Genomic DNA, 19,702 nt, shown 5'->3' with positions numbered 1-19,702 from the left:
GGCGGTTGCCATTATCTAGGCTGATGACTGGGCTGGCGAAGCCCTCAGGCGCTGAACAGTTCGTCAAATGGCGAATAGGTCCAGCGATGGACCGGTTCGTCATGCAACGCAAAGAAAGCCGGAAAGCACCGATTGCAGCGGCACAAAATTGGTGCTAGCGGAGGCGCCCATGTTCGACTTTGCCTCGATCCGGTTCGACCGACGACGAAAGGGCGCCCGCGCTTAAGAGCGCTGATTGGCGAACGCTGCCGCTTGCAGCAAACCTTCCTCGCATGCCGGAACGCAAAGACCATGAGCCTTGCCGACGTGAAATACCTGCCGGAAACCCCGGCGCATGATGCTGAAATCGAAGCCATCAACGACGAGGCCTTCGGCCCGGGTCGTTTCGTGCTCGCCGCCTACAAGATCCGCGAGTCGGGCGGACATGACCGCTCGATGTCCTTCGTCGCCGTCAAGGACGACACGGTCATCGCTTCGGTGCGCATGACGCGCGTGGCAGCAGGCGCCGGTCGCGCCATGATGCTCGGCCCGCTTGCGGTGCGCCCCGCCTTCAAGAATCTCGGCATCGGCCGCAAGCTGGTGGCTATCGCGCTGGAGGCGGCCAGGAAGGCCGGCGCGCCCGCCGTCATCCTGGTCGGCGACGAGCCATATTATGGGCCGCTCGGCTTCAAGCGCTTTCCGCGCGGGCAGATCGCCATGCCGCGCCCAGTCGATCTCGACCGGCTGCTGCATCACGAAATCAAGCCGGGCGCCGTCGCCCGCTTTGCCGGCGATGTCTGCCACGCCAACATGGCGAGGGTTGCAGAATTTGCCCCGGCCCTGGCGCGGCCTGCCGCCAATGCGCAGTCGTCGATCGACCCGGCTATTGCGGTTGCGCCTCCTTTGCGCGCCTCATAGCATAATTCGAAATCCAGGGAGGCTTGCATGAACCCGAACGGCCAGATCGCGATCGTCACCGGCGGGGGATCCGGTCTTGGCGAGGCGACGGCGCGCGCCTTGGCGGCCAAGGGCGCCCGTGTCGCCATCCTCGATGTGGGCGTCGAGCGCGCTGCCAAAGTCGCGGCCGACATCGGCGGCATTGCCGTCCAATGCGATGTCAGCAGCGGCGACAGCGCTGCCGCCGCGATCGCCGAAGCGGCTGAAAAGCTCGGGCCGCCGCGCATCCTGGTCAATTGCGCCGGCATCGCCATCGGCGTGAAGACGATCGGCAAGGACGGGCCGCATCCGCTCGACCAGTATCGCAAGGTGATCGAGATCAACCTGGTCGGCACCTTCAACATGATCCGCCTCGTCGCCGACCGGGCGGCGAAACTGGATCCGCTCGCCGGCGGCGAGCGCGGCGTCATCGTCAACACCGCCTCCGTCGCCGCCTATGACGGCCAGATCGGCCAGGCCGCCTACGCGGCTTCCAAGGGCGGCGTCGTCGGCATGACGCTGCCTGTGGCGCGCGATCTCGCCCGCTCCGGCATTCGCGTCTGCACCATCGCGCCCGGCATCTTCAAGACGCCGATGATGGCCGGCATGCCGCAGGAGGTGCAGGATTCGCTCGGCGCTTCCGTGCCCTTCCCGCCGCGACTCGGCGAGCCATCGGAGTACGCGGCACTTGCCCTCCACATCGTCGAGAACCAGATGCTGAACGGCGAGACCATCCGCCTCGACGGCGCCATCCGCATGGCGCCGAAATAAGCGGGGATGCCTGGCTCGCCTACAGGCGCCGGTGCTTCCACCGGAAAGATCGGCCCGCTCGCCGGCCTGAAAGTGATCGAATTGGCCGGGCTCGGCCCAGTGCCGCTTGCCGCCCTGATGCTGTCCGAGATGGGCGCCGAGGTGCTGCGCATCGAACGCGCCGACGCCGGCCAGCCGCTTCTAAGCCTGCCGGAAGAATACGATCTCGACCGCCACGGTCGTTCCATCCTCAAGTTCGACCTCAAGCGCCCGGCGGGCGCGGAACTGCTGCTGCGCCTTGCGGCACAGGCCGACTTGCTCGTCGAAGGCTTCCGTCCCGGCGTGATGGAGCGGCTCGGGCTGGGGCCGGATGTCGTTCTCCAGCGCAATCCGGCGCTGATCTATGGTCGCCTGACCGGCTTCGGCCAGGACGGGCCGCTGTCCGGGCGAGCCGGGCACGACATCACCTATCTCGCCTATGCGGGCCTCTTGCATGCGATCGGCAGGCAAGACGCGCCGCCGGTGCCGCCGCTCAACCTCGTCGCGGATCAAGGCGGCGGTGCCATGATGCTGATCGCGGGCGTGCTCGCCGCTCTTTTCCAGCGCTCGCGCAGCGGAAAGGGCCAGGTGGTCGATGCCTCGATGATCGAGGGAGCCTCGATGCTCGCAGCACCCATCCATGCCTACATGGCATCGGGTCTGTGGAGCGACAGGCGCGGCGAGAACCTGCTCGATTCCGGCGCGCCTTTCTACGACACCTATGAGACGGCGGACGCAAGGCACATTGCCGTCGGCTGTCTCGAACCGCGCTTCTTCGCCGAATTCGCCAGGCTGCTGCCGCTCGACGGGCATTTTGTCGACAGCCAATACGACAAGTCGGCATGGCCCGCGATGCGCGCCGCCATTGCCGGCCGGATCAAGGAGAAGACGCGCGACGAATGGGCCGCGCATTTCGCCGCGACGGACGCCTGCGTGGCGCCCGTACTGTCCCTGGTCGAAGCCAGGAACCATCCGCACAATCGCGCCAGGCAAAGCTTCGTGAAGTCCGGCAAACTCGACCGCCCGGCGCCGGCGCTGCGTTTCTCGCAACGCGTACAAGCGCCTGCCGCAGCGCCGGCCGTCGCCGATCGCGAGCCCTCTGGCATATTGACCCGTTTCGGCTTGAGCGAAGAGGAGATCGGAGCGCTTGCAAAGACGGGTATACTCGGTCGATAACCGGATAACGAAAATCAACTTATCTCGGGTGAGCTTGTGACCGAACCGAAAAAGGACGTCATCCGCGAGACCGACGCTGAGGCGATCAGGCTGGCGAAAACCTTGGTCCGCGCGGCACGTTTCGGCGCGCTCGCGGCGATCGAGCCTGGCACCGGCGCGCCGCTGGCAAGCAGGGTTGGTGTCGCCACCGACATAGACGGCGCGCCGCTGATCCTGATCTCGATGCTGTCCGCGCATACCGGCGCGTTGCTCGCCGATCCGCGCTGTTCTCTGCTGCTTGGCGAACCCGGCAAGGGCGATCCGCTGGCGCATCCACGCATCAGCCTGGCATGCCGGGCCCTGCGACTGGAGCGGGGATCGGCCGATTACATCCGCGCCGAGCGGCGCTACCTCAACCGCAATCCGAAGGCGAAGCTCTATGCCGGGCTCGGCGACTTCTCGTTCTTCCGGCTCGAGCCCGAGCGCGCCAGCCTGAACGGCGGCTTCGGCAAGGCCTTTCTTCTCGACCGCGATGATCTCATCGCCGGCGCCACCCTTGTCGAGGAGTTCGCCGGCAGCGAGCAGGCAGCGCTCGATCACATGAATGCCGACCATCGCGACGCGCTTGCCCTTTATGCCCGTCATTTCGGCCGCGCCGAGGGCGACGGCTGGATCGCGACCGGTTTCGACCCCGATGGCATGGATCTCGCCGCAGCCGATGCGACCTGCAGGATCTTCTTTCCCCGGCCTCTGCAAGGCGCGCGCGAATTGCGTTCGGCGCTTATCGAGATGGCGAAGGCAGGACGCGCAGCGGAGCAAGAGCGATAGTTGATCGCTCGCCGGCGAAAGCAACGCTTGAGATTTAGACGAAATGAATTACCTTTGTAGTGACGCTGATTCAGCGCCCATCGACATCTGAACATTGCGGAATCAGGCGCCATTGCCCCCTGGCGCCTGGATGAGCCAAGACCCTTGGGGGATCTATGATCTCAAATAAGCTAATCGCCAATGCGGAATCTGCGGCCGCGTTTCTCACCCTCATGGGCAACGAAAAGCGCTTGCTGATCGTGGCCCATCTGATCGACGATGAAATGTCGGTCGGCGCCATCGCCGAGAAGGTGCAGCTCAGTCAGTCCGCGCTGTCGCAGCATCTCGCCAAGCTGAGGGCGCTCGATCTCGTCGAGACCCGGCGCGACCGCCAGATGATCTACTATTCCTGCAAATCCGAGGCGGTGCGCGAATTGCTGCGCATGCTGGAAGGCATTTTCGGCGACGGCGACCTTTCCCAGATGGCCTATCGGCTGCGCCGCGCCGGGGCTTGACCCGCGCCATCCAAAACCCCTTACCTCGCTGGCAATTTTTCCAGCGAGATTTGCATGAACCTCATTCCGATCGACGACCCTAAGGACCCGCGCGTCGCCGCCTATCTCGACATCCGCGAGCGCGACCTCGTCGGCCGGCACGGCCGCTTCGTCGCCGAAGGCAAGGTGGTGCTGGACCTCCTGCTGTCGAGCGGGCGCTTCGCCGCCGAGTCTGCCCTCATCCTCGAAAACAGACTGGCCGGCGTGCAGGAAATCCTGCGCAAGGCGCCCCCGGAGTTTCCGGTCTATGTCGCCGCGAGCGAGGTCATGGACCGGATCGCCGGCTTCCACATGCATCGCGGCATCCTGGCGATCGGCATGCGTGGCGACCCAGTGCCCGCCGAGATTCTGGTGGAGACCTTGCCCCGGCGCGCGTTGGCCGTCGTCCTGGTCGGCATATCCAATCACGACAACATGGGAGCGATCTTCCGCAATGCGGCCGCCTTCGGCGCCGACGCGGTGCTGCTCGACCAGACGTGCTGCGATCCGCTCTACCGCAAGGCAATCCGCGTTTCGGTTGGCGCGGCGCTGAAGGTTCCCTTCGCCGCCTTCGGCGATACCGGAACCTTCACCGCGACGCTCGATCGGCTGGGCTTCGGCCAGTTCGCGCTCTCGCCAGGCGGAAACGTCGACATCCGCGCCGCGGAACGATCAGCGCGCCTGGCGCTCTATCTCGGCACCGAAGGCGAAGGCCTGCCGCGAGACCTGCTTGCCCGGCTGCAAACGGTGAGGATCGCCATGGCGGAAGGTTTCGACAGCCTGAATGTCGCCGCCGCGTCGGCAATAGCCCTGCATCACTTTTCGATGGCTAGCGACCCTCAGAACGACCCCACATCCCGAGTAGCTGCGACGCTTTGAGGTGCGTCGTGATTCAGGTCAGGCCGAGTCGGAGTCGAAGACGGGCGCGAAGCGACCAAAATGGTGGGTTCCGAGAACCGGAGCGGAGCGTACTTAAAGTACGTGAGCACCGGAAGCGCAGGAAGCCGCCATTTGCAGGCCGGCCTCACCTGAATCTCAACACACCTCAGTTGGTCGAGCCGGCTTTCTGCAAGGCCCTCACCCGGTCCGCAAGGCTGACGCCGCGCCCATTTTGCTGCCCCTCGCCCGCCAGAGCCTTGGCGATAGGCGAGTCCGGCCCGTCGAGCTTCATCGTCAGATTGACCACCTCGGCGGCCAGCTCGTTCATTTGTTCGCGAAGGCCGGCGCCGGAGCGTGCGTCGCCCGCCGATTCGGGCATTGCCGTTCCCGAGGCGGCAAGATCGGTTTTCAGCCGCTTGTTCTCGCGCGCCAGCGCCGTCAGCCTTGCCTCAAGCCGTTCCCGGTCGGCCTCGAGCCTGGCGATTGCCTTGTCGACATCGTCGCCTTTCGCATCCGCGCCGGCCGCGAGCCGCGCGACGCCGTTTGCGGCGCTCTCCTTCGAACGTTCGCGCATTCGAGCGAGATCCTTCTCGCGCCGGTCGAGCTTTTCCTCGCGGTCGGCAAGCGTGGCAAGCAGCCGCTCGACCTTCTTGTCGAGCTCGGCCGTTTTCTTCTTCTCCGCCTTCAACGCCTCGCGCGCGGCCTTGCTTTCCGACGCGACCTCCTGGTTGCGTCGGTCCGCCTCCTTGCGCTGGCCCTTGAGCAGCGCAATGTCGCTGGCGAGCTTTTCCAGCTCCGATTCGCGGGCAACCAGTTCGATCTGGCGGTTCGAGGACGAGAAGCTGGCGTCGTCATACATCTGCTCGAGCTTCTGCAACTCCAGCGCGCGCTTCTCCAGCGCCCGCTCCGTCTGTGCGAGCTTTTCCGACAGCCGATGCAAGTCCTCCTCGCGCTGCCTGAGCTCCGCATTCTTTGCCTGCAGATCGGAGAGCGCCTGGTTCTTGTCCTTCTTTTCGACCGCGAGTCCCTTCAGCGCCTCGCGCCCGCGACCGATCTCCACCAGCTGTTCGGCCGTCTTTTCCTGCAGGTTCTTGACGGTGATCTCCAGTCGGCGCGTCGTCATGGCATATTCCGCACGGACCCGGTCCTTGTCCGCCTGGATTTCGGCTTGTGTCAGCGGCAGCGAAGCCTCGAGGCGCCTGCGCGTCAGGACAACGGCCCGCCGCCAGACCGCCGGCGCCACCAGCGACACCAGAAAAACGGCGCAGAGGAAACCAAGAACGAAGAACAGAACCGACTGGACCAAGGCGTGCTATCCATTTTACGGAGCGGCAATCGCTGGATTGTGCCACCTTGGCATGGCCGAAATTCAACGCCGCGGCAAGGGCTTGCCACGGCGCGATCAGCACTGTCCGAGCGATTATAGCGGGCGCAATCCGATCAGAACGGGTTCCAGGTCGGCCTTTCGGTGAGCTTCAGATAGCCGAGATTGACTCCCAGACGCGCGCCGACACCAGTGCGGATCGGCACGAGCAACACCCGATTGGACTGCAACACATTGAAGCCTACGCCCGCAATGACATAGGCGGAGCCCGCGACGCCGCCGAAGCGGTTATAAAGGCTGCTGATATCGTCGAGGTTGTAGACCAGCATCATCACCCGCGATCCCTCGCCGCCGAAATCCCAGCCGAGCGACGGACCTTGCCAGAACACCTTATGATCGCCGGCGTTCTTGGTGTAGAGCGTCCCTTCGCCATAGGTCAGGCCGCCGATCAGGGCGCCGGAACCTTCCTCGCCAAGCAGGTAGCCGTTGGGCAGGCCGTAGGAGGCAAAGATCTTCTCGACGACGGTGGCCAGGCCGCCGGACGTCTCGCCGAAGAATTTATGACCGGAATCGACGATCTCCTGAGCGGTGTACTGCTGAGCCCGCGACGCGGCGGTCGAAAGGACCAAAGCCCCCAGGAGTGTGATGGTCATGGTGAGGACGCGGACGAATGTCCGGTCGTAGTATCGGGAAAACATGCTTCCAATCTCCGTCAGGGAGCACTTTCGCCGACGCCTCGCACCCCTACGGCTCTTGCCGGCCGTTCAGGATGGCTGTTACGGGCAAACTATGCCGTAATCCTTTTTCAACCATTAAACTCCCACACGAAGATGGCGGTTCGAAGGCTGCACTTTTGCCGCTGCGGCGGGTTTCCCCCCGCGAACACACCATTTTTGCCGTCGACAATTTTGGATTTGTTGATGCGCGCTCGGGCCCTGTGTATTCAGAAAGCCTTGGAAAAGAGCGTGATTCGTGCGGGCAGGCGCGAAAACGGTCGCTCGGCCATGAACAGATGACTTGAGCAGGGATTTCGCCGATGGCCGAGCTTTTCACCCTTTCCGCGCCAGATCTCGCGGCACTGCTTTGCAGCCGTGTCTGCCACGACATCATTTCGCCGGTCGGAGCCATCAATAACGGCCTCGAGTTGCTCGACGAAGGCGGCGCCGACGAAGACGCCATGAAGCTCATTCGCCAGAGCGCCAAGAACGCCTCGGCGCGATTGCAGTTTGCTCGCATCGCCTTCGGCGCCGCGGGTTCCGCCGGCATGATGATCGACACCGGCGATGCCGAGGCCGTGGCCTTCGCCTTCTTGAAGAACGAAAAGCCGGAACTGTTGTGGAACGGCCCCCGTGCGCTGCTGCCTAAGAACAAGGTCAAGCTGCTGCTTAACCTCATTCTCGTCGCCAACGCGGCCATACCACGCGGCGGCAAGCTGGTGGTCACGCTGGAAAGTCCCGAAACCGAGCCGCGTTTTTCGCTGTCGGCCAGTGGCCCGATGCTGCGCGTGCCGCCGAAATTCCTCGAGCTGCATTCCGGCCACAAGCCGGAGGAGCCGATCGACGCCCATTCGGTCCAGCCCTACTACACGCTGCTTCTGGCGCGCGAGGCCAATATGACGATCTCGATCCACGCAACCGCCGAGGAGATCGTACTGAAGGCTGCCTAAGAAAAGTCGAAGTATCTTTTCTTGCCAATATTTGTGCTGGCAGTGCCGGTCGAGCAATGCCAGCTGCAATCCATATAATTGGCGTCGGGAGCTAGAGCGGCGCAAGATGCCCGTTTGGAAAAACTTTACCTAACGGCTTTTCAGCTTCTTTACCAGATTGGCCTATGGTGCCTTGCAGTTACCCGGAGATTGCCGGTGCGGCAGATGGCAAAGAGGACCCGGACATGAAGCGCTGCCTGTTCGTCGATGATTCGAGCGTCATCAGGAAGGTCGCAAAACGCATTCTTGGCGGCTCGGACTTGATTGTCGTCGAGGCCTCGACAGGAGTCGAGGCCTCCGAGATTTGCGCCGACGCCATGCCCGATGTCATCGTCATCGACGGTGGTCTTGCCGACGTCCCGGCCGTGGACCTTATTCGCCGCATCCGTGCTATCGAAGCTCCCATCAAGCCGCAGATCCTGGTCTCGCTGGTCGAGGTCGACGTCGCGGCGATCATGCGCGCCAAGCGCGCCGGCGCCCAGGGCTATCTGCTGAAGCCCTTCAACCGTGCGCAACTGCTCGAAAGCTTCCGCGTCCTGAAGATAGCCGCCTGATTCGCCAGGGCTTGTTCCAAACAAAAAACCCGGCCTGAGCCGGGTTTTTCGTTCGAATCACTTGGATCGTTTACGCGCTGACGCGGATATCTTCCGGCTCGCGCAGCACATAGCCGCGGCCCCACACCGTCTCGATGTAGTTCTGGCCGCCGGACGCCGCGTCGAGTTTCTTGCGCAGCTTGCAGATGAAGACGTCGATGATCTTCAGCTCCGGCTCGTCCATGCCGCCATAGAGATGGTTGAGGAACATTTCCTTGGTGAGCGTCGTGCCCTTGCGCAACGAGAGCAGCTCCAGCATCTGGTATTCCTTGCCGGTCAGGTGCACGCGCTGGCCGCCGACCTCGACCGTCTTGGCGTCGAGATTGACCACCAGGTCGCCGGTGGTGATGACCGACTGGGCATGGCCCTTGGAGCGGCGCACGATCGCATGGATGCGTGCCACCAGCTCGTCCTTGTGGAAGGGCTTGGTCATATAGTCGTCGGCGCCGAAGCCCAGGCCGCGCACCTTGTCCTCGATGCCGGCCATGCCGGAGAGGATCAGGATCGGCGTCTTGACCTTGGAAAGTCGCAGGGTGCGCAGGACTTCATAGCCCGACATGTCGGGAAGATTGAGATCCAGAAGGATGATGTCGTAATCGTAGAGCTTGCCGAGATCGACACCTTCTTCGCCGAGATCGGTCGTATAGACGTTGAAACTCTCCGATTTCAGCATCAGTTCGATGCTCTGTGCGGTTGCACTGTCATCTTCAATCAGCAGAACACGCATTTCATTCCCCTTTTCTGCTGCCGGACCGTGTCACGACCCGTCCGGGACCCGGAGCAGTGATTGCCTGAACAGAAGGTGCCACTGACTGGTTAACAAATCCTAATTTCGTGCCATCCACGATACCAGATTTTTTAACCCCTTTCTACACCCACTTGAATCTAATAATGAATCACAGACCAAAACCGCTAATGCACCACATTAATAAGTCAGCCTAAGTGACTCCAGAGACTCGCTGGCCAGGGCTTCCGCCGAGAGCCGGAATTTTTACCCGGCCTTAAGTCCTCGCCCGTATGATTAACAATGCCCGTAAACGAATGGTTACCGCCGGCAAAAATCTTTAGGGCTTTGTTTCCCATAGCCCAGGGAAAGCCGGTGGAAACGGGTGGCGCTTGGGTCGTTCCGGGCGGACTGGACGGTATTGCAAGTGTGCGTTTGCGGAGTATCGAGTCATGAAGTCACGTGAAAACCTCGTTCGGCTGAAGCAGTTTCAGGTGAATGAGAAGCGGCGCCAGCTCTTGCAGCTGGACATGATGATCGCCGAGTTCGAGCGCATGGCCGTGGAGCTGGAAGCGCAGATCATCGCCGAAGAGAAAAAAGCCGGCATCACCGACATCAACCATTTCGCCTATCCGACCTTCGCCAAGGCGGCTCGCCTGCGCCGCGACAACCTCAGGAACTCACAAAGCGACCTCGCCCAGCAGCGAAGCGCCGCCGAATCATTACTCGGCGAAGCTGAAGCGGAGCTGTCCAAGGCGGAGATGCTGGAATCGCGCGACACCAAGATCCGCGAGGCCGAAACCGGCGGCCGCAGCGCCATGATCGGCTGATTGCCGGGCATATTCGCAATCATGCCGGAGACCTGCCGGCACCTTCAGATCGGCAATCGGCAGAAATCGGCCCCGCGGTGTTCAGGACGCAGCGCCCATCTCGCCGTGATCGGCTGAAGCCCGGGCCCGGGCATCCTTGATATCCGGCGCATGCTCTTCCGCCCAGGAGCGTATCTGGCTGAGCAGCCCCGCAAGGTTCTGGCCAAGTTCCGTCAGTTCGTATTCGACGCGTGGCGGGATGACCGCGAACACCTCGCGCCGGACAAGGCCGTCACGCTCCAGCACCCGCAGCGTCTGCGTCAGCATCTTGGGCGTGATGCCCTCCAGCTTGCGCGCCAGCTCGCCATTGCGCAGCCGGCCGCGCCGCAACGCGCAGACCGTGAGGTAAACCCATTTGCTGGCCAGCATCTCCAGCACCGTATGCGACGGGCAGGTGCGCCGGAATGCGTCGTAGCCGAGTGGCGATCTGTCTTCACTATCCATAAGGTGCCTATATATAGAAAATGTGCATACTCGACAAATGAATATTACTTTCCAAATGATAGCGGCACATCCAATCGAACCAGGAGGCGTTCATGCGTGCCGTTACCCAGACTTCCGTCGGCGGACCCGAGGTCCTTTTCGTGGCCGAGCAGCCCGACCCCTCGCCCCGGCCCGGCGAAGTGCTCGTCCGCGTCAAGGCGGCGGGCATCAACCCGGTCGACGGCGCCGTGCGCGGCGGTTTTTATCCCCTGCTCGGCGAACCGCCATTCATCCTTGGCTGGGACATTTCGGGGACCGTTGCGGCGCTCGGTCCCGACGTGACCGCCTTCAAGGTCGGCGACGAGGTGTTCGGCATGCCGCGTTTCCCCAAGCAGGCAGCCGCCTATGCCGAGCTCGCCGCGGCGCCGGCAGACGAGATCGCCGCCAAACCTGCCGCCATCGACCATGCGCATGCCGCCGCTTTGCCGCTGGCCGGCTTGACGGCCTGGCAAGGCCTTGTGCGCCATGGCGGCCTGCAAGCGGGGCAACGCGTGCTGGTTCATGCCGGGGCCGGCGGCGTCGGTCATCTGGCGGTTCAGATTGCCAAGGCGCGCGGCGCTTACGTCATCGCCACAGCCAGCCCGGACAAGCTCGATTTTGTCCGCTCGCTCGGCGCCTACGTCGTCGACTACACCAAGGGCAACTTCGTCGAACAGGTCGGCAATGTCGATCTTGTGCTGGACCCTATCGGCGGCGACCATGCCGACGAGTCGCTGAAGGTGGTGCGTGACGGTGGCGTCCTGGTGTCGCTGCTCAACGTTCACGACGCCACCAGGGCGAAGGCCAAGGAGCGGAACATCCGCGTTGAACGAATGTCTGTAATCCCCGACCGCGAAGGGCTTACCGGGCTCGCCAGGCTCGTCGATGCCGGAAAGCTTGCGCCCCATGTGGCGAAAGCCTTTCCGCTCGACCAAGCGGGAGCTGCCCATGCTTTTCTCGCCACGCGGCCGATCGGCAAGATCGTGCTGACGGTCTGAGGCTTTTGCAAAAAGCGAAAGGGCGCGGTGTTCCGCGCCCTTTCGTACTGTGTCTGTCCAGCCTAGAGCAATTTCAGGAAAAGTGTGAGCGGTTTCCGTCCGAAATTGCGTCAAAACAAGGAGATAGAGCGGTTCGCCGTTTCCGTGAAACGGTGAAACGCTCTAGTGCCGGTACTGCTGGATCCGCGTGGTGCGCAGCCCGGCAAGGCCGTATTCGTCGATCGATGCCTGCCAGGAGAGAAATTCTTCGGTGGTGAGCTTGTAGCGCTGGCAGGCTTCCTCAAGGCTGAGCAGGCCGCCGCGTACTGCAGCAACCACTTCCGCCTTGCGCCGGATAACCCAGCGCCGGGTGTTCGTCGGCGGCAGATCGGCGATCGTAAGAGGGCTGCCGTCAGGCCCGATAACATACTTGACTCTAGGTCTAACCAGATCGGTCATCGTACTCTCTACTAAAAACTCAAAGACCCAATCCCCGCCACACTACCGCCACAGCTTTAAAAATTGCCTAAGCGAACCCTAATCACTAGGTAAGGATCGTGAACGCCCGGTTAGGATTTCGTTTAGAATTCGAAACACCGGCCTGCGGGCCTTGATTTTGCCGGTGAACTCGTCCTGGGCCGCAAGCTGGCGCATGCGTGGCGCTTGACCTATATTCCGGCCATTGGCATTGAGCGCCACACAGTGAAAGCACCATGAACAGCCTCGATCTTCCCCGCCGCCCCGAAGAAACCCGCGTCGTCGTCGCGATGTCGGGCGGTGTCGATTCGTCCGTCGTCGCGGGCATCCTGAAGCACGAGGGCTATGACGTCGTCGGCGTGACGCTGCAGCTTTACGACCACGGCGCGGCCACCCATCGCGCCGGTTCGTGCTGCGCCGGGCAGGATATCGATGATGCCCGTCGTGTTTCGGAGACGCTCGGCATCCCGCATTACGTGCTCGACTATGAGGAACGCTTCCGCAAGGCGGTCATCGATCCCTTCGCCGAGAGCTATGTCGCCGGCGAGACGCCGATCCCTTGCGTGTCCTGCAACCAGACGGTGAAGTTCGCCGATCTTCTGGCGACAGCCCAGGATCTCGGCGCCGACGCGTTGGCCACCGGCCATTACATCCGTTCGCGCGCCAGTGGCGCGCATCGCGCGCTCTACCGGCCGGTCGACGCCGACCGCGACCAGAGCTATTTCCTGTTCGCCACCACGCAGGCGCAGATCGACTATCTGCGCTTTCCCCTCGGCGGCCTGTCGAAGCCGCAGGTCCGCGCCATTGCCGAGGAGATGGGGCTGACCGTCGCCGCCAAGCAGGACAGCCAGGACATCTGCTTCGTGCCGCAGGGCAAATATTCCGACATCATCGCCAAGCTGAAGCCGGCCGCCGCCAATCCCGGCGACATCGTCCATATCGACGGCCGCGTGCTCGGCCGTCATGAAGGCATCCTGCGCTACACGATCGGCCAGCGCCGCGGCATCGGCATCGCGTCCGGCGAGCCGCTCTACGTCGTCCATCTCGACGCCGACCGGGCCCGCGTCATCGTTGGGCCGCGCGAGGCGCTGGAGACGCACAAGATCTATCTGCGCAACATGAACTGGCTCGGCGACGGACCGCTGTCGGACGTCCCGGCCGGCGGGATCGAGCTGTTCGCGAAAGTCCGCTCGACCAGGCCGCCGCGTCCAGCCGTGCTGCATCACCGCAACGGCGTGACGTCGGTCGAGCTGGCCGACGGCGAGTCGGGCATCGCGCCCGGACAGGCCTGCGTGCTTTATTCCGACGACGGCAACGAGGCGCGCGTGTTCGGCGGCGGCTTCATCGAGCGCTCCGAGCGCGGCGCCGAGGCCGAGGCCATGCTGTCCAGGCTCGCGGCCAGGCCGGCGCAGATTCCCGCCGAGTAATTTCTCAGTCTATTGCTGCCGTTTCAGCACAGATTCACACGGACGAACCGGTATGGATCACCGTGCCGGCAGTCAGGATGCGCAGCACCCTGATCGCTTCCTCGCCGTCGGTGCGCGGCTCGGCGCGCGTCTCGATGCATTGCATGAAATGGGCAAGCTCGCGCGTCAGCGGCATGCCTTCGCCGACCGGCACGTAGGAAGGCTCGTTGGCCGTGAAGGCCCATTGGCCGCTGTCCTGCCAGACCGCGTGGCGGTAGACGGCGAGCTTGCGCTCCCAGGGCTCGACGTCGTCGAACACCGCCATCGCCTTGGTGCCGACGACCGTCAGTCGCCGCTCGCGGTAGGGATTGAGGCGCGAGGCGAAGAGATGGCTGCGCAAGCCGTTCGGGAAGCGCATATGCAGATGCGCGAAGTCGCTGAGATTGTCGAGGAGTGCCGCTCCCTCGCCCCTCACCTCAATCGGCTCGGTGCCGGTGATGGCGAGGATCATCGACAAATCGTGCGGCGCCAGGTCCCAGAGCGCGTCGTTTTCGGTATGGAACTTGCCGAGGCCGAGCCGATGCGAGTGGATGTAGCGCACCTCGCCCAGCTCGCCATTGTCGATCAGCGCCTTCAGCGTCTCGAAGGCGGGATGGAAGCGCAGCACATGGCCGACCATGAAGACCCGGCCATTGTCCTTTGCCGCCTTCACCGCGCGCTCTGCGTCGGCGACCGTCAGCGCGATCGGCTTTTCCACCAGCACGTCCTTGCCGCTTTCGACGGCGCGCACCGCGGTGTCGGCATGGAATTGCGGCGGCAGCGCCATGACGATGGCGTCGATGTCGTTGCGTTCGAACAGCCTGTCCGGCTCGATCGCCAGGCAATCCTGCTCGCTGGCGAAACCTTCGGCGCGAGCGCGGTTGACGTCGGAGACGGCATGGAGCGCGCCAAGCGCCTTGAGGGTGCGGATATGGTTGCTGCCCCAGTATCCGCAACCGAGGACGGCGATGCGCGGCTTCATTCGCTCAAACTCTAGAATTTCATGGCCGAGACATAGCGACGTGCCCCGCCGAACTCAACCCCGGGACATGCCCTGAGTGTCTGTCCGGCAAAGCTTTTCTGGGATGAGATTATGCCGGCTGGATTATGCCGGCATGTCGGCCGCTTCGAAGCTTGACAGGCTCACCCTCGCAACCTTATATCCGCGCGACCTTGGCGAACGCCTCGCGACGCCCGTCCATTCAGGACGGTTTTCCGGGCCATTTGCCACCCTGGCGGGGTAGCTCAGTTGGTTAGAGCACGGGAATCATAATCCTGGGGTCGGGGGTTCAAGTCCCTCTCCCGCTACCGTCTCCTTACATTTTTGGCTTTCGCGCTCAGGATTATCCCTTGCGTTCCTGCAGGATGTTGCCGCCGTCCACGACCAGAACGGCGCCGTTGACGTAGCTCGCCGCGTCGGATGCCAGGAACAGCACAGTGGCCGCCACTTCCGCGGGGCTGCCGGCGCGGCCAAGCGGCGTGTTGCGCGCGGCGACTAGCTCCTCCGGCGTCGAAGCGCCCGTCGCGATCCAGCCAGGCGCCACGGCGTTGACGGTGACGCCGCTGCGACCGACCTCAAGGGCGAGCGCATGCGTCAGCCCGATCATGCCGGCCTTGGCCGCCGAATAGGCGGCCTCGCCTTCATTGGACACGTAAGGCCCCGTCACCGAGGCCATGTTGACGACGCGCCCATGGCCTCGCCGCACCATGCCGGCCAGAAATCCGCGCGTGCTCAAAAAGGCGGTTTTCAGGCTGACGTCGATGCCGCGGTCCCATTCGATTTCGCTGAGGTCGAGAAACCGCCGCTGCAATGCCGGCTGGGCGACGGTGCCCATCCCGGCATTGTTGACGAGGATGTCGATTTCGCCGGCGTCGGAGCATAGGCGCTCGACATCGCCCGAAAGCGTCAGGTCGGCCACCACAGCGCGGACGTCCAGCCCATCCGCCCGCAATTCCTCCGCTCGCTGCTCGACCCGTGCGGAAGAAGCGGTGAGGGTGACCGAAAGACCGGCCTCGCCCAGCGCCCGCGCGATCGCCATGCCGATGCCGTCAGCGGCGCCCGCGCCGGTCACCAGAGCCTTGCGGGATTTGCGAAACACGATCATTTGCTCTCCAGAGTGCGGATGCCGGCATGCCGGCGCGGGCAATCATAACCGCGATGAAACCGATCCCACGCGGGTTCAATAGCCGGCGCTGACGCCGAAATCGATCGAAAGCGCGGCCCCGGTGATCGGCGCCGCGCCCGGTTGGCAAAGGTAGTGAATGAAGGACGCAATCTCCTCCACCTGGATGAACCTTGCTTTGTCCCCTTGCGGATAGTGCCCCAGGAGCCGGCGCTTGTAGCCGTCGGGATCGTCCGCCCCATAGGTCTTGGCCTGATATTCGATCATCGGCGTTGCCGTGTCGCCGGGACAGACTGCGTTGACCCTGATGCCTTGCGGCGCGAGTTCCAGGGCGAGAGCCTTGGTCAAAAGCACCAGCCCGCCCTTCGAGGCGCAATAGACGGCCGCCCCATTGTTGCCGACGATGCCGGCGTCGGAGGCGATGTTGACGATCACGCCTTGCGCCGTCGACAGATGCGGGATGGCCGCCGAGATCAGGAAGAACGCGCCCTTGAGATTGACGTCCAGCACCAGGTCCCACTGGTCCTCCTCGACCTCGTTCGCTGGCCCCTCGAGCCAGACTCCTGCGGCGTTGACGAGAATGTCGATCGCGCCGCCCCAGTCCCTGGCCTTGCCCACCACGCCGCGGCAGGCGGCGACCGAGCGGATGTCGAGCGGCAAGCCGATTGCGTCCGCCCCGGTCGCGGCAATCCGCGCAACGGCGGCGTCGAGCTTGGGGCCGGCAAGATCCGCAAGCGCGATCCGCTCACCGTCGGCTGCGAAACGCAGCCCGGTCGCCAAACCCATTCCCCCGGCGCCGCCGGCGATGAGGACCGTCCTTCCAGCCATTCGATGACCTCCGCGAAACGCAGCCCGGCAAAGGCAACCACGTCATGGAGCCATGTCGCATGGACCAGCGAGACAAAACAATGATCTCAGCGCGCGATCAGCCCAGCTCGAGCGTCGTGACGCCGAAAACCGTCGAGGGGGCGTTGCCGGGCTTGCCGCCCTTGTACATGCGTGTCGTCGTGAAGCCCGCCACCATGCCGGCGGCCTGAAGCATGGCGGTGAATTGAACCTGGCCGGCCGGCACGTCGATATGCAATTCCTCGCCGGCGGTGGCGTCCGAGAGGTCCGCCACCATTGCCAGGGCGAGCTGCGTCGCGTCAGCGAACAGCGGCCCGACCTTGAAACCCTCCCGGCACCGGCGCGCCACGGCATAACCGGCGATACGGTCGGATCCGGCTGAGAGCAGCGCAATCCTGGGCTGCCGCAGCCACTCGCCAAGGAAGACCTCGCGCGGCGCCGGGAAGCGCTGGCGATCGTAGGCGAGTATCCCGGCCATGTCGGCGGCCGTCACCGGCCGCATGTCGCCACCGTCCGGCAAGCCGGCGGGACGGCCGCTGTAGCGGACGGTCTCATAGGCTGGCACGAAGCCCATGCGCCGGTAGTTGGCCCGCTGCTCGGCCACCCCGTCGAGACCGATGATGCGGTTGCCGAGGCGCGCCATGCCCGCGTTCCAGACCGCCTTGCCGTGACCTTCGCCACGCCGGTCGGGCCGACAAATATAGAGGCCGATGAAGCCGAAGCCCGAGCCGTATGCGACGGCCGAAATGCCCGCCACCATCTCGCTGCCGACGAAGGCGCCGATGAATCCATCCGGATCGGCCGCTCGAAACGCCGTGGCATCGTCCATCCCCGGATTCCAGCCCTCCCTCGCCGCCCAGTCGACAAGCGTCTCCACTTCACTGGCGGTCAGGGTCCTGATTGATCTCGGCATCGTTTCACTCTGTGGCAAAGGCCGCACCATGGTCGGCCATCGACCGCCACGATAGGCCGCCATCCGCGGGCTGCAAAGGCCGCGCGGAGCCGCATATCGGCGCATTGTCGACTGGCATCTGCGGTGACTGCGTCGAGGGTAAACGCACGGTTGTTCCAATGGGCAACTGGACACAATCGGCGAAGACTGGGAATCTTCATTTGTCGTTGCTTGGAATCGCATGGAGTGCCGCAGGAAATGCCGCTGAGTGCCGCAGAGATCGCCCGTCATCCGGCAGCGCTTAGCAATGTCCAGGAACAGGCCAAGGCGCTCATCCATATTTATGAAACGAGCCCGCGGCTGGCGGCGGTGTTTGCCACCCAGCAGCGATGGCTGCTCGCTCATGTCGGCCTGGCGCTGCATTTCCGGCGCGATCCCAACGACCGCCGCACCGAAATGACGATGGCGCGTTTCATCGAGGTCGTGCGCCGCAATTCGGTGGCCAGCCGCAACACCGCCGAAGCCTTCGTCAAGGAGATGCTGCACTACAACATCGCCGAATATATTTCGGCCAGCGGCGACGGACGCGCCCACCCCATGCGGGTCACGGCGGGCACCATCGCGACCTTCACCGGCTGGATTTACGCGCATCTGAGGACGCTCGACCGCATAGACGGCGGAACCCGGCTGGCAGCCTTCCTCGACCAGCCCGGAATGCTGCCTGTCTTGCAGCCGTTGATCGCCGACGGATTGCTGGCCAGCAACGGCGTGCGGGAGCCTGGACAAACTTTCTCGTTGTTTATCTGGCTAAATAACGGCGGTATCGTCATGGACTGGCTGATGTCCGGCATCGACCCCGAAGACGTCCATCTCGACAGGATCCCGACCGGCGTCATATCGGTCAGCGAGTTCGCGCGCTGGCTGAAACTCTCACGCACCCATCTGGCGCGCAAGCTCCATGATGCCGAGGCGCTCGGCAGCATCGGCTGGGTCGGCCAGCGCGGCCATTCCGTGATGTGGGTTTCGCGGCAGTTCTTCGACGAGTACATGGCCGTCCAGGCAGCCAAGCTCGCCGTCGTCGACGAAGCCTTCGAAGCCTGTCACTCGGCTCTGAAGGATCGCTGACCGTCAAACTCCGCGCTGCGGCGCGCAAAACCGGCGCCCACGCTGGCGGGTGCCGGCCAAAACTGCTATCCGCAACTTGCGAGACTACAGCATCTTTGGGTGGAAGCTGGGAGGGTGCGTGACCTACGAGGACATTGCCGGTCACCCGGCACTGCATGCTTGTGTGCGCGCACAGGCCATGGCGATGCAGCAGGCCTATGAAAGAAACCCGCGGGCATCCTCGGTCTTTGCCACCCAGCAACGCTGGCTGATGGCCCATATCGGCCTTGCCCTGCATTTCCGCAGGGATCCGAGCGACTACCGGAAAGAAATGACGGCAGCGCGTTTTGTCGACGTCACCGTTCAGCACGCGGTGGCAAGCCGGAACACTGCACATGCCTTCATCAAGGAAATGCAGCACTATAATTTCATCGAGGTCGGGCCGGCGGGCGATGACGGCCGCATTCGCCCCTTGCGACTGCCCGCCATGACCTTGGAGCCGTTGATCGGCTGGATTCATATGCATCTGAGCACGCTTGACGCGCTTGACGGCGCGAAGCGGCTGGAAACATTTCAGGCAAGGCCGCAAATGCTGGCCAAGTTGCAGCCGCTGATCGCGGACGGCCTGATTTCCTCGGTGCCGGTGCGCGAGCCGCAACAAACCTTTTCGCTGTTCACCTGGCTCAACAATGGCGGCGTCGTCATGGACTGGCTGATCGCCAGCGTCGACCCGCAAGATGCGGGCCAGGAGCGCATCCCCACCGGCGTGCTGTCGATCGGTGATTTCGCCAAATGGCTGAAGCTGTCGCGCACCCATCTTGCGCGCAAACTTCGCGACGCCGAGACGCTCGGCAGCGTCGGCTGGCTCGGGCAGCGCGGCCATTCCGTCATGTGGATATCGAAGGAATTCTACGGCGAATATATCACCGCGCAGGCGGTCAAGCTCGCCATCATCGACGCGGCTTTCGCCGCCTGCACAACACAGGCGACGGACTGACCGCTTTCCGTTTTCTGGTGCATGTCGCCCAGAAGTGTGCAGCGGTTCTGGGACAACGACATGCATCAAAACAAGACCTAAAAGCG

The 19,702-nt window shown here is 63.6% G+C and carries 23 protein-coding genes and 1 tRNA gene; 15 read left to right on the top strand and 9 right to left on the bottom strand.

What is annotated here, in order from left to right:
• The first annotated feature begins 291 nt into the window (after positions 1–291).
• The 6 genes from AC0YKC_RS10735 to AC0YKC_RS10710 all read left to right on the top strand — a co-directional run bounded on the left by AC0YKC_RS10735 (position 292) and on the right by AC0YKC_RS10710 (position 5,078).
• A complete protein-coding gene (locus AC0YKC_RS10735; RefSeq protein ID WP_320293302.1) occupies positions 292–897 on the top strand; it encodes a GNAT family N-acetyltransferase in 606 nt (201 codons plus the stop codon).
• Positions 898–924: 27 nt separating this feature from the next.
• Complete coding sequence (locus AC0YKC_RS10730; protein WP_434723766.1) at positions 925–1,686, top strand: 3-hydroxyacyl-CoA dehydrogenase; 762 nt, start codon at positions 925–927, stop codon at positions 1,684–1,686.
• 6 nt (positions 1,687–1,692) lie between these two features.
• Positions 1,693–2,880, top strand: a complete 1,188-nt coding sequence (locus AC0YKC_RS10725; protein ID WP_488511033.1) for a CaiB/BaiF CoA transferase family protein — start codon at positions 1,693–1,695, stop codon at positions 2,878–2,880.
• Positions 2,881–2,916: 36 nt separating this feature from the next.
• Positions 2,917–3,687, top strand: coding sequence for a HugZ family pyridoxamine 5'-phosphate oxidase (locus AC0YKC_RS10720; RefSeq protein ID WP_488511032.1), 771 nt, complete (start codon positions 2,917–2,919; stop codon positions 3,685–3,687).
• Positions 3,688–3,842: 155 nt separating this feature from the next.
• A complete protein-coding gene (locus tag AC0YKC_RS10715; RefSeq protein ID WP_140645679.1) occupies positions 3,843–4,181 on the top strand; it encodes an ArsR/SmtB family transcription factor in 339 nt (112 codons plus the stop codon).
• Between the two features lie 54 nt (positions 4,182–4,235).
• Positions 4,236–5,078: a TrmH family RNA methyltransferase gene (locus AC0YKC_RS10710; RefSeq protein ID WP_320293298.1), complete on the top strand. Its 843-nt coding sequence runs from the start codon at positions 4,236–4,238 to the stop codon at positions 5,076–5,078.
• A gap of 166 nt (positions 5,079–5,244) precedes the next feature.
• Here the strand turns inward: AC0YKC_RS10710 and AC0YKC_RS10705 are convergent, their stop codons facing one another.
• Positions 5,245–6,384, bottom strand: a complete 1,140-nt coding sequence (locus AC0YKC_RS10705) for a coiled-coil domain-containing protein (protein WP_320293297.1) — start codon at positions 6,382–6,384, stop codon at positions 5,245–5,247.
• A 134-nt stretch (positions 6,385–6,518) separates the two neighbouring features.
• Positions 6,519–7,055 (bottom strand): DUF1134 domain-containing protein, encoded by a 537-nt coding sequence (locus AC0YKC_RS10700; protein WP_320293762.1) that lies wholly within the window; start codon positions 7,053–7,055, stop codon positions 6,519–6,521.
• Between the two features lie 116 nt (positions 7,056–7,171).
• Between AC0YKC_RS10700 and AC0YKC_RS10695 the strand changes: the two genes are divergently transcribed.
• From AC0YKC_RS10695 to AC0YKC_RS10685, 3 genes are all read left to right on the top strand, one after another.
• Positions 7,172–7,423, top strand: a complete 252-nt coding sequence (locus tag AC0YKC_RS10695) for a hypothetical protein (RefSeq protein ID WP_320293296.1) — start codon at positions 7,172–7,174, stop codon at positions 7,421–7,423.
• A 15-nt stretch (positions 7,424–7,438) separates the two neighbouring features.
• Positions 7,439–8,068, top strand: coding sequence for a histidine phosphotransferase ChpT (gene chpT, locus AC0YKC_RS10690; RefSeq protein WP_320293295.1), 630 nt, complete (start codon positions 7,439–7,441; stop codon positions 8,066–8,068).
• A gap of 224 nt (positions 8,069–8,292) precedes the next feature.
• The gene (locus tag AC0YKC_RS10685) at positions 8,293–8,661 is read left to right on the top strand and encodes a response regulator (RefSeq protein WP_488511031.1); all 369 of its coding nucleotides are present in this window, start codon (positions 8,293–8,295) and stop codon (positions 8,659–8,661) included.
• A gap of 70 nt (positions 8,662–8,731) precedes the next feature.
• Here the strand turns inward: AC0YKC_RS10685 and ctrA are convergent, their stop codons facing one another.
• Positions 8,732–9,427, bottom strand: a complete 696-nt coding sequence (ctrA, locus tag AC0YKC_RS10680) for a response regulator transcription factor CtrA (RefSeq protein ID WP_006203583.1) — start codon at positions 9,425–9,427, stop codon at positions 8,732–8,734.
• 449 nt (positions 9,428–9,876) lie between these two features.
• Here ctrA and AC0YKC_RS10675 point away from each other — a divergent pair, with 449 nt between their 5' ends.
• Entirely contained in the window at positions 9,877–10,254 is a 378-nt protein-coding gene (locus AC0YKC_RS10675) for a flagellar export protein FliJ (RefSeq protein ID WP_140811206.1), read from the top strand.
• An 81-nt stretch (positions 10,255–10,335) separates the two neighbouring features.
• Here AC0YKC_RS10675 and AC0YKC_RS10670 read toward each other — a convergent pair whose 3' ends face one another.
• Positions 10,336–10,737: a winged helix-turn-helix transcriptional regulator gene (locus tag AC0YKC_RS10670; protein WP_320293293.1), complete on the bottom strand. Its 402-nt coding sequence runs from the start codon at positions 10,735–10,737 to the stop codon at positions 10,336–10,338.
• Between the two features lie 92 nt (positions 10,738–10,829).
• On the opposite strand from AC0YKC_RS10670, the gene AC0YKC_RS10665 reads away from it, so the two are divergent.
• On the top strand, positions 10,830–11,753 hold the full coding sequence (locus AC0YKC_RS10665) for an NADP-dependent oxidoreductase (protein ID WP_488511030.1): 924 nt from the start codon (positions 10,830–10,832) through the stop codon (positions 11,751–11,753).
• Between the two features lie 162 nt (positions 11,754–11,915).
• Here AC0YKC_RS10665 and sciP read toward each other — a convergent pair whose 3' ends face one another.
• Complete coding sequence (gene sciP, locus AC0YKC_RS10660) at positions 11,916–12,191, bottom strand: CtrA inhibitor SciP (RefSeq protein ID WP_006203587.1); 276 nt, start codon at positions 12,189–12,191, stop codon at positions 11,916–11,918.
• A 254-nt stretch (positions 12,192–12,445) separates the two neighbouring features.
• Here sciP and mnmA point away from each other — a divergent pair, with 254 nt between their 5' ends.
• Positions 12,446–13,636, top strand: a complete 1,191-nt coding sequence (gene mnmA, locus AC0YKC_RS10655) for a tRNA 2-thiouridine(34) synthase MnmA (RefSeq protein WP_320293291.1) — start codon at positions 12,446–12,448, stop codon at positions 13,634–13,636.
• A gap of 34 nt (positions 13,637–13,670) precedes the next feature.
• On the opposite strand, the gene AC0YKC_RS10650 is transcribed toward mnmA, so the two are convergent.
• A complete protein-coding gene (locus AC0YKC_RS10650) occupies positions 13,671–14,636 on the bottom strand; it encodes a Gfo/Idh/MocA family protein (RefSeq protein ID WP_320293290.1) in 966 nt (321 codons plus the stop codon).
• Positions 14,637–14,888: 252 nt separating this feature from the next.
• Here AC0YKC_RS10650 and AC0YKC_RS10645 point away from each other — a divergent pair.
• Positions 14,889–14,962 (top strand) — tRNA-Met (locus AC0YKC_RS10645).
• A gap of 35 nt (positions 14,963–14,997) precedes the next feature.
• Here AC0YKC_RS10645 and AC0YKC_RS10640 read toward each other — a convergent pair.
• From AC0YKC_RS10640 to AC0YKC_RS10630, 3 genes are all read right to left on the bottom strand, one after another.
• Positions 14,998–15,759 (bottom strand): SDR family oxidoreductase, encoded by a 762-nt coding sequence (locus tag AC0YKC_RS10640; protein ID WP_434723806.1) that lies wholly within the window; start codon positions 15,757–15,759, stop codon positions 14,998–15,000.
• Positions 15,760–15,834: 75 nt separating this feature from the next.
• Complete coding sequence (locus AC0YKC_RS10635; RefSeq protein ID WP_488511029.1) at positions 15,835–16,605, bottom strand: SDR family NAD(P)-dependent oxidoreductase; 771 nt, start codon at positions 16,603–16,605, stop codon at positions 15,835–15,837.
• Positions 16,606–16,702: 97 nt separating this feature from the next.
• Entirely contained in the window at positions 16,703–17,536 is an 834-nt protein-coding gene (locus tag AC0YKC_RS10630) for a GNAT family N-acetyltransferase (RefSeq protein WP_488511028.1), read from the bottom strand.
• Between the two features lie 237 nt (positions 17,537–17,773).
• Between AC0YKC_RS10630 and AC0YKC_RS10625 the strand changes: the two genes are divergently transcribed.
• Together AC0YKC_RS10625 and AC0YKC_RS10620 are read left to right on the top strand one after the other, a co-directional pair.
• A complete protein-coding gene (locus tag AC0YKC_RS10625; RefSeq protein WP_488511027.1) occupies positions 17,774–18,640 on the top strand; it encodes a hypothetical protein in 867 nt (288 codons plus the stop codon).
• A 178-nt stretch (positions 18,641–18,818) separates the two neighbouring features.
• Positions 18,819–19,616: a hypothetical protein gene (locus AC0YKC_RS10620; RefSeq protein WP_434725763.1), complete on the top strand. Its 798-nt coding sequence runs from the start codon at positions 18,819–18,821 to the stop codon at positions 19,614–19,616.
• Positions 19,617–19,702 lie beyond the last annotated feature (86 nt).

It is taken from the genome of Mesorhizobium sp. CNPSo 4661 (assembly GCF_057784215.1).
Note: the sequence above shows the minus strand (reverse complement) of the source record. Positions and strands in the feature narration are given on the sequence as shown.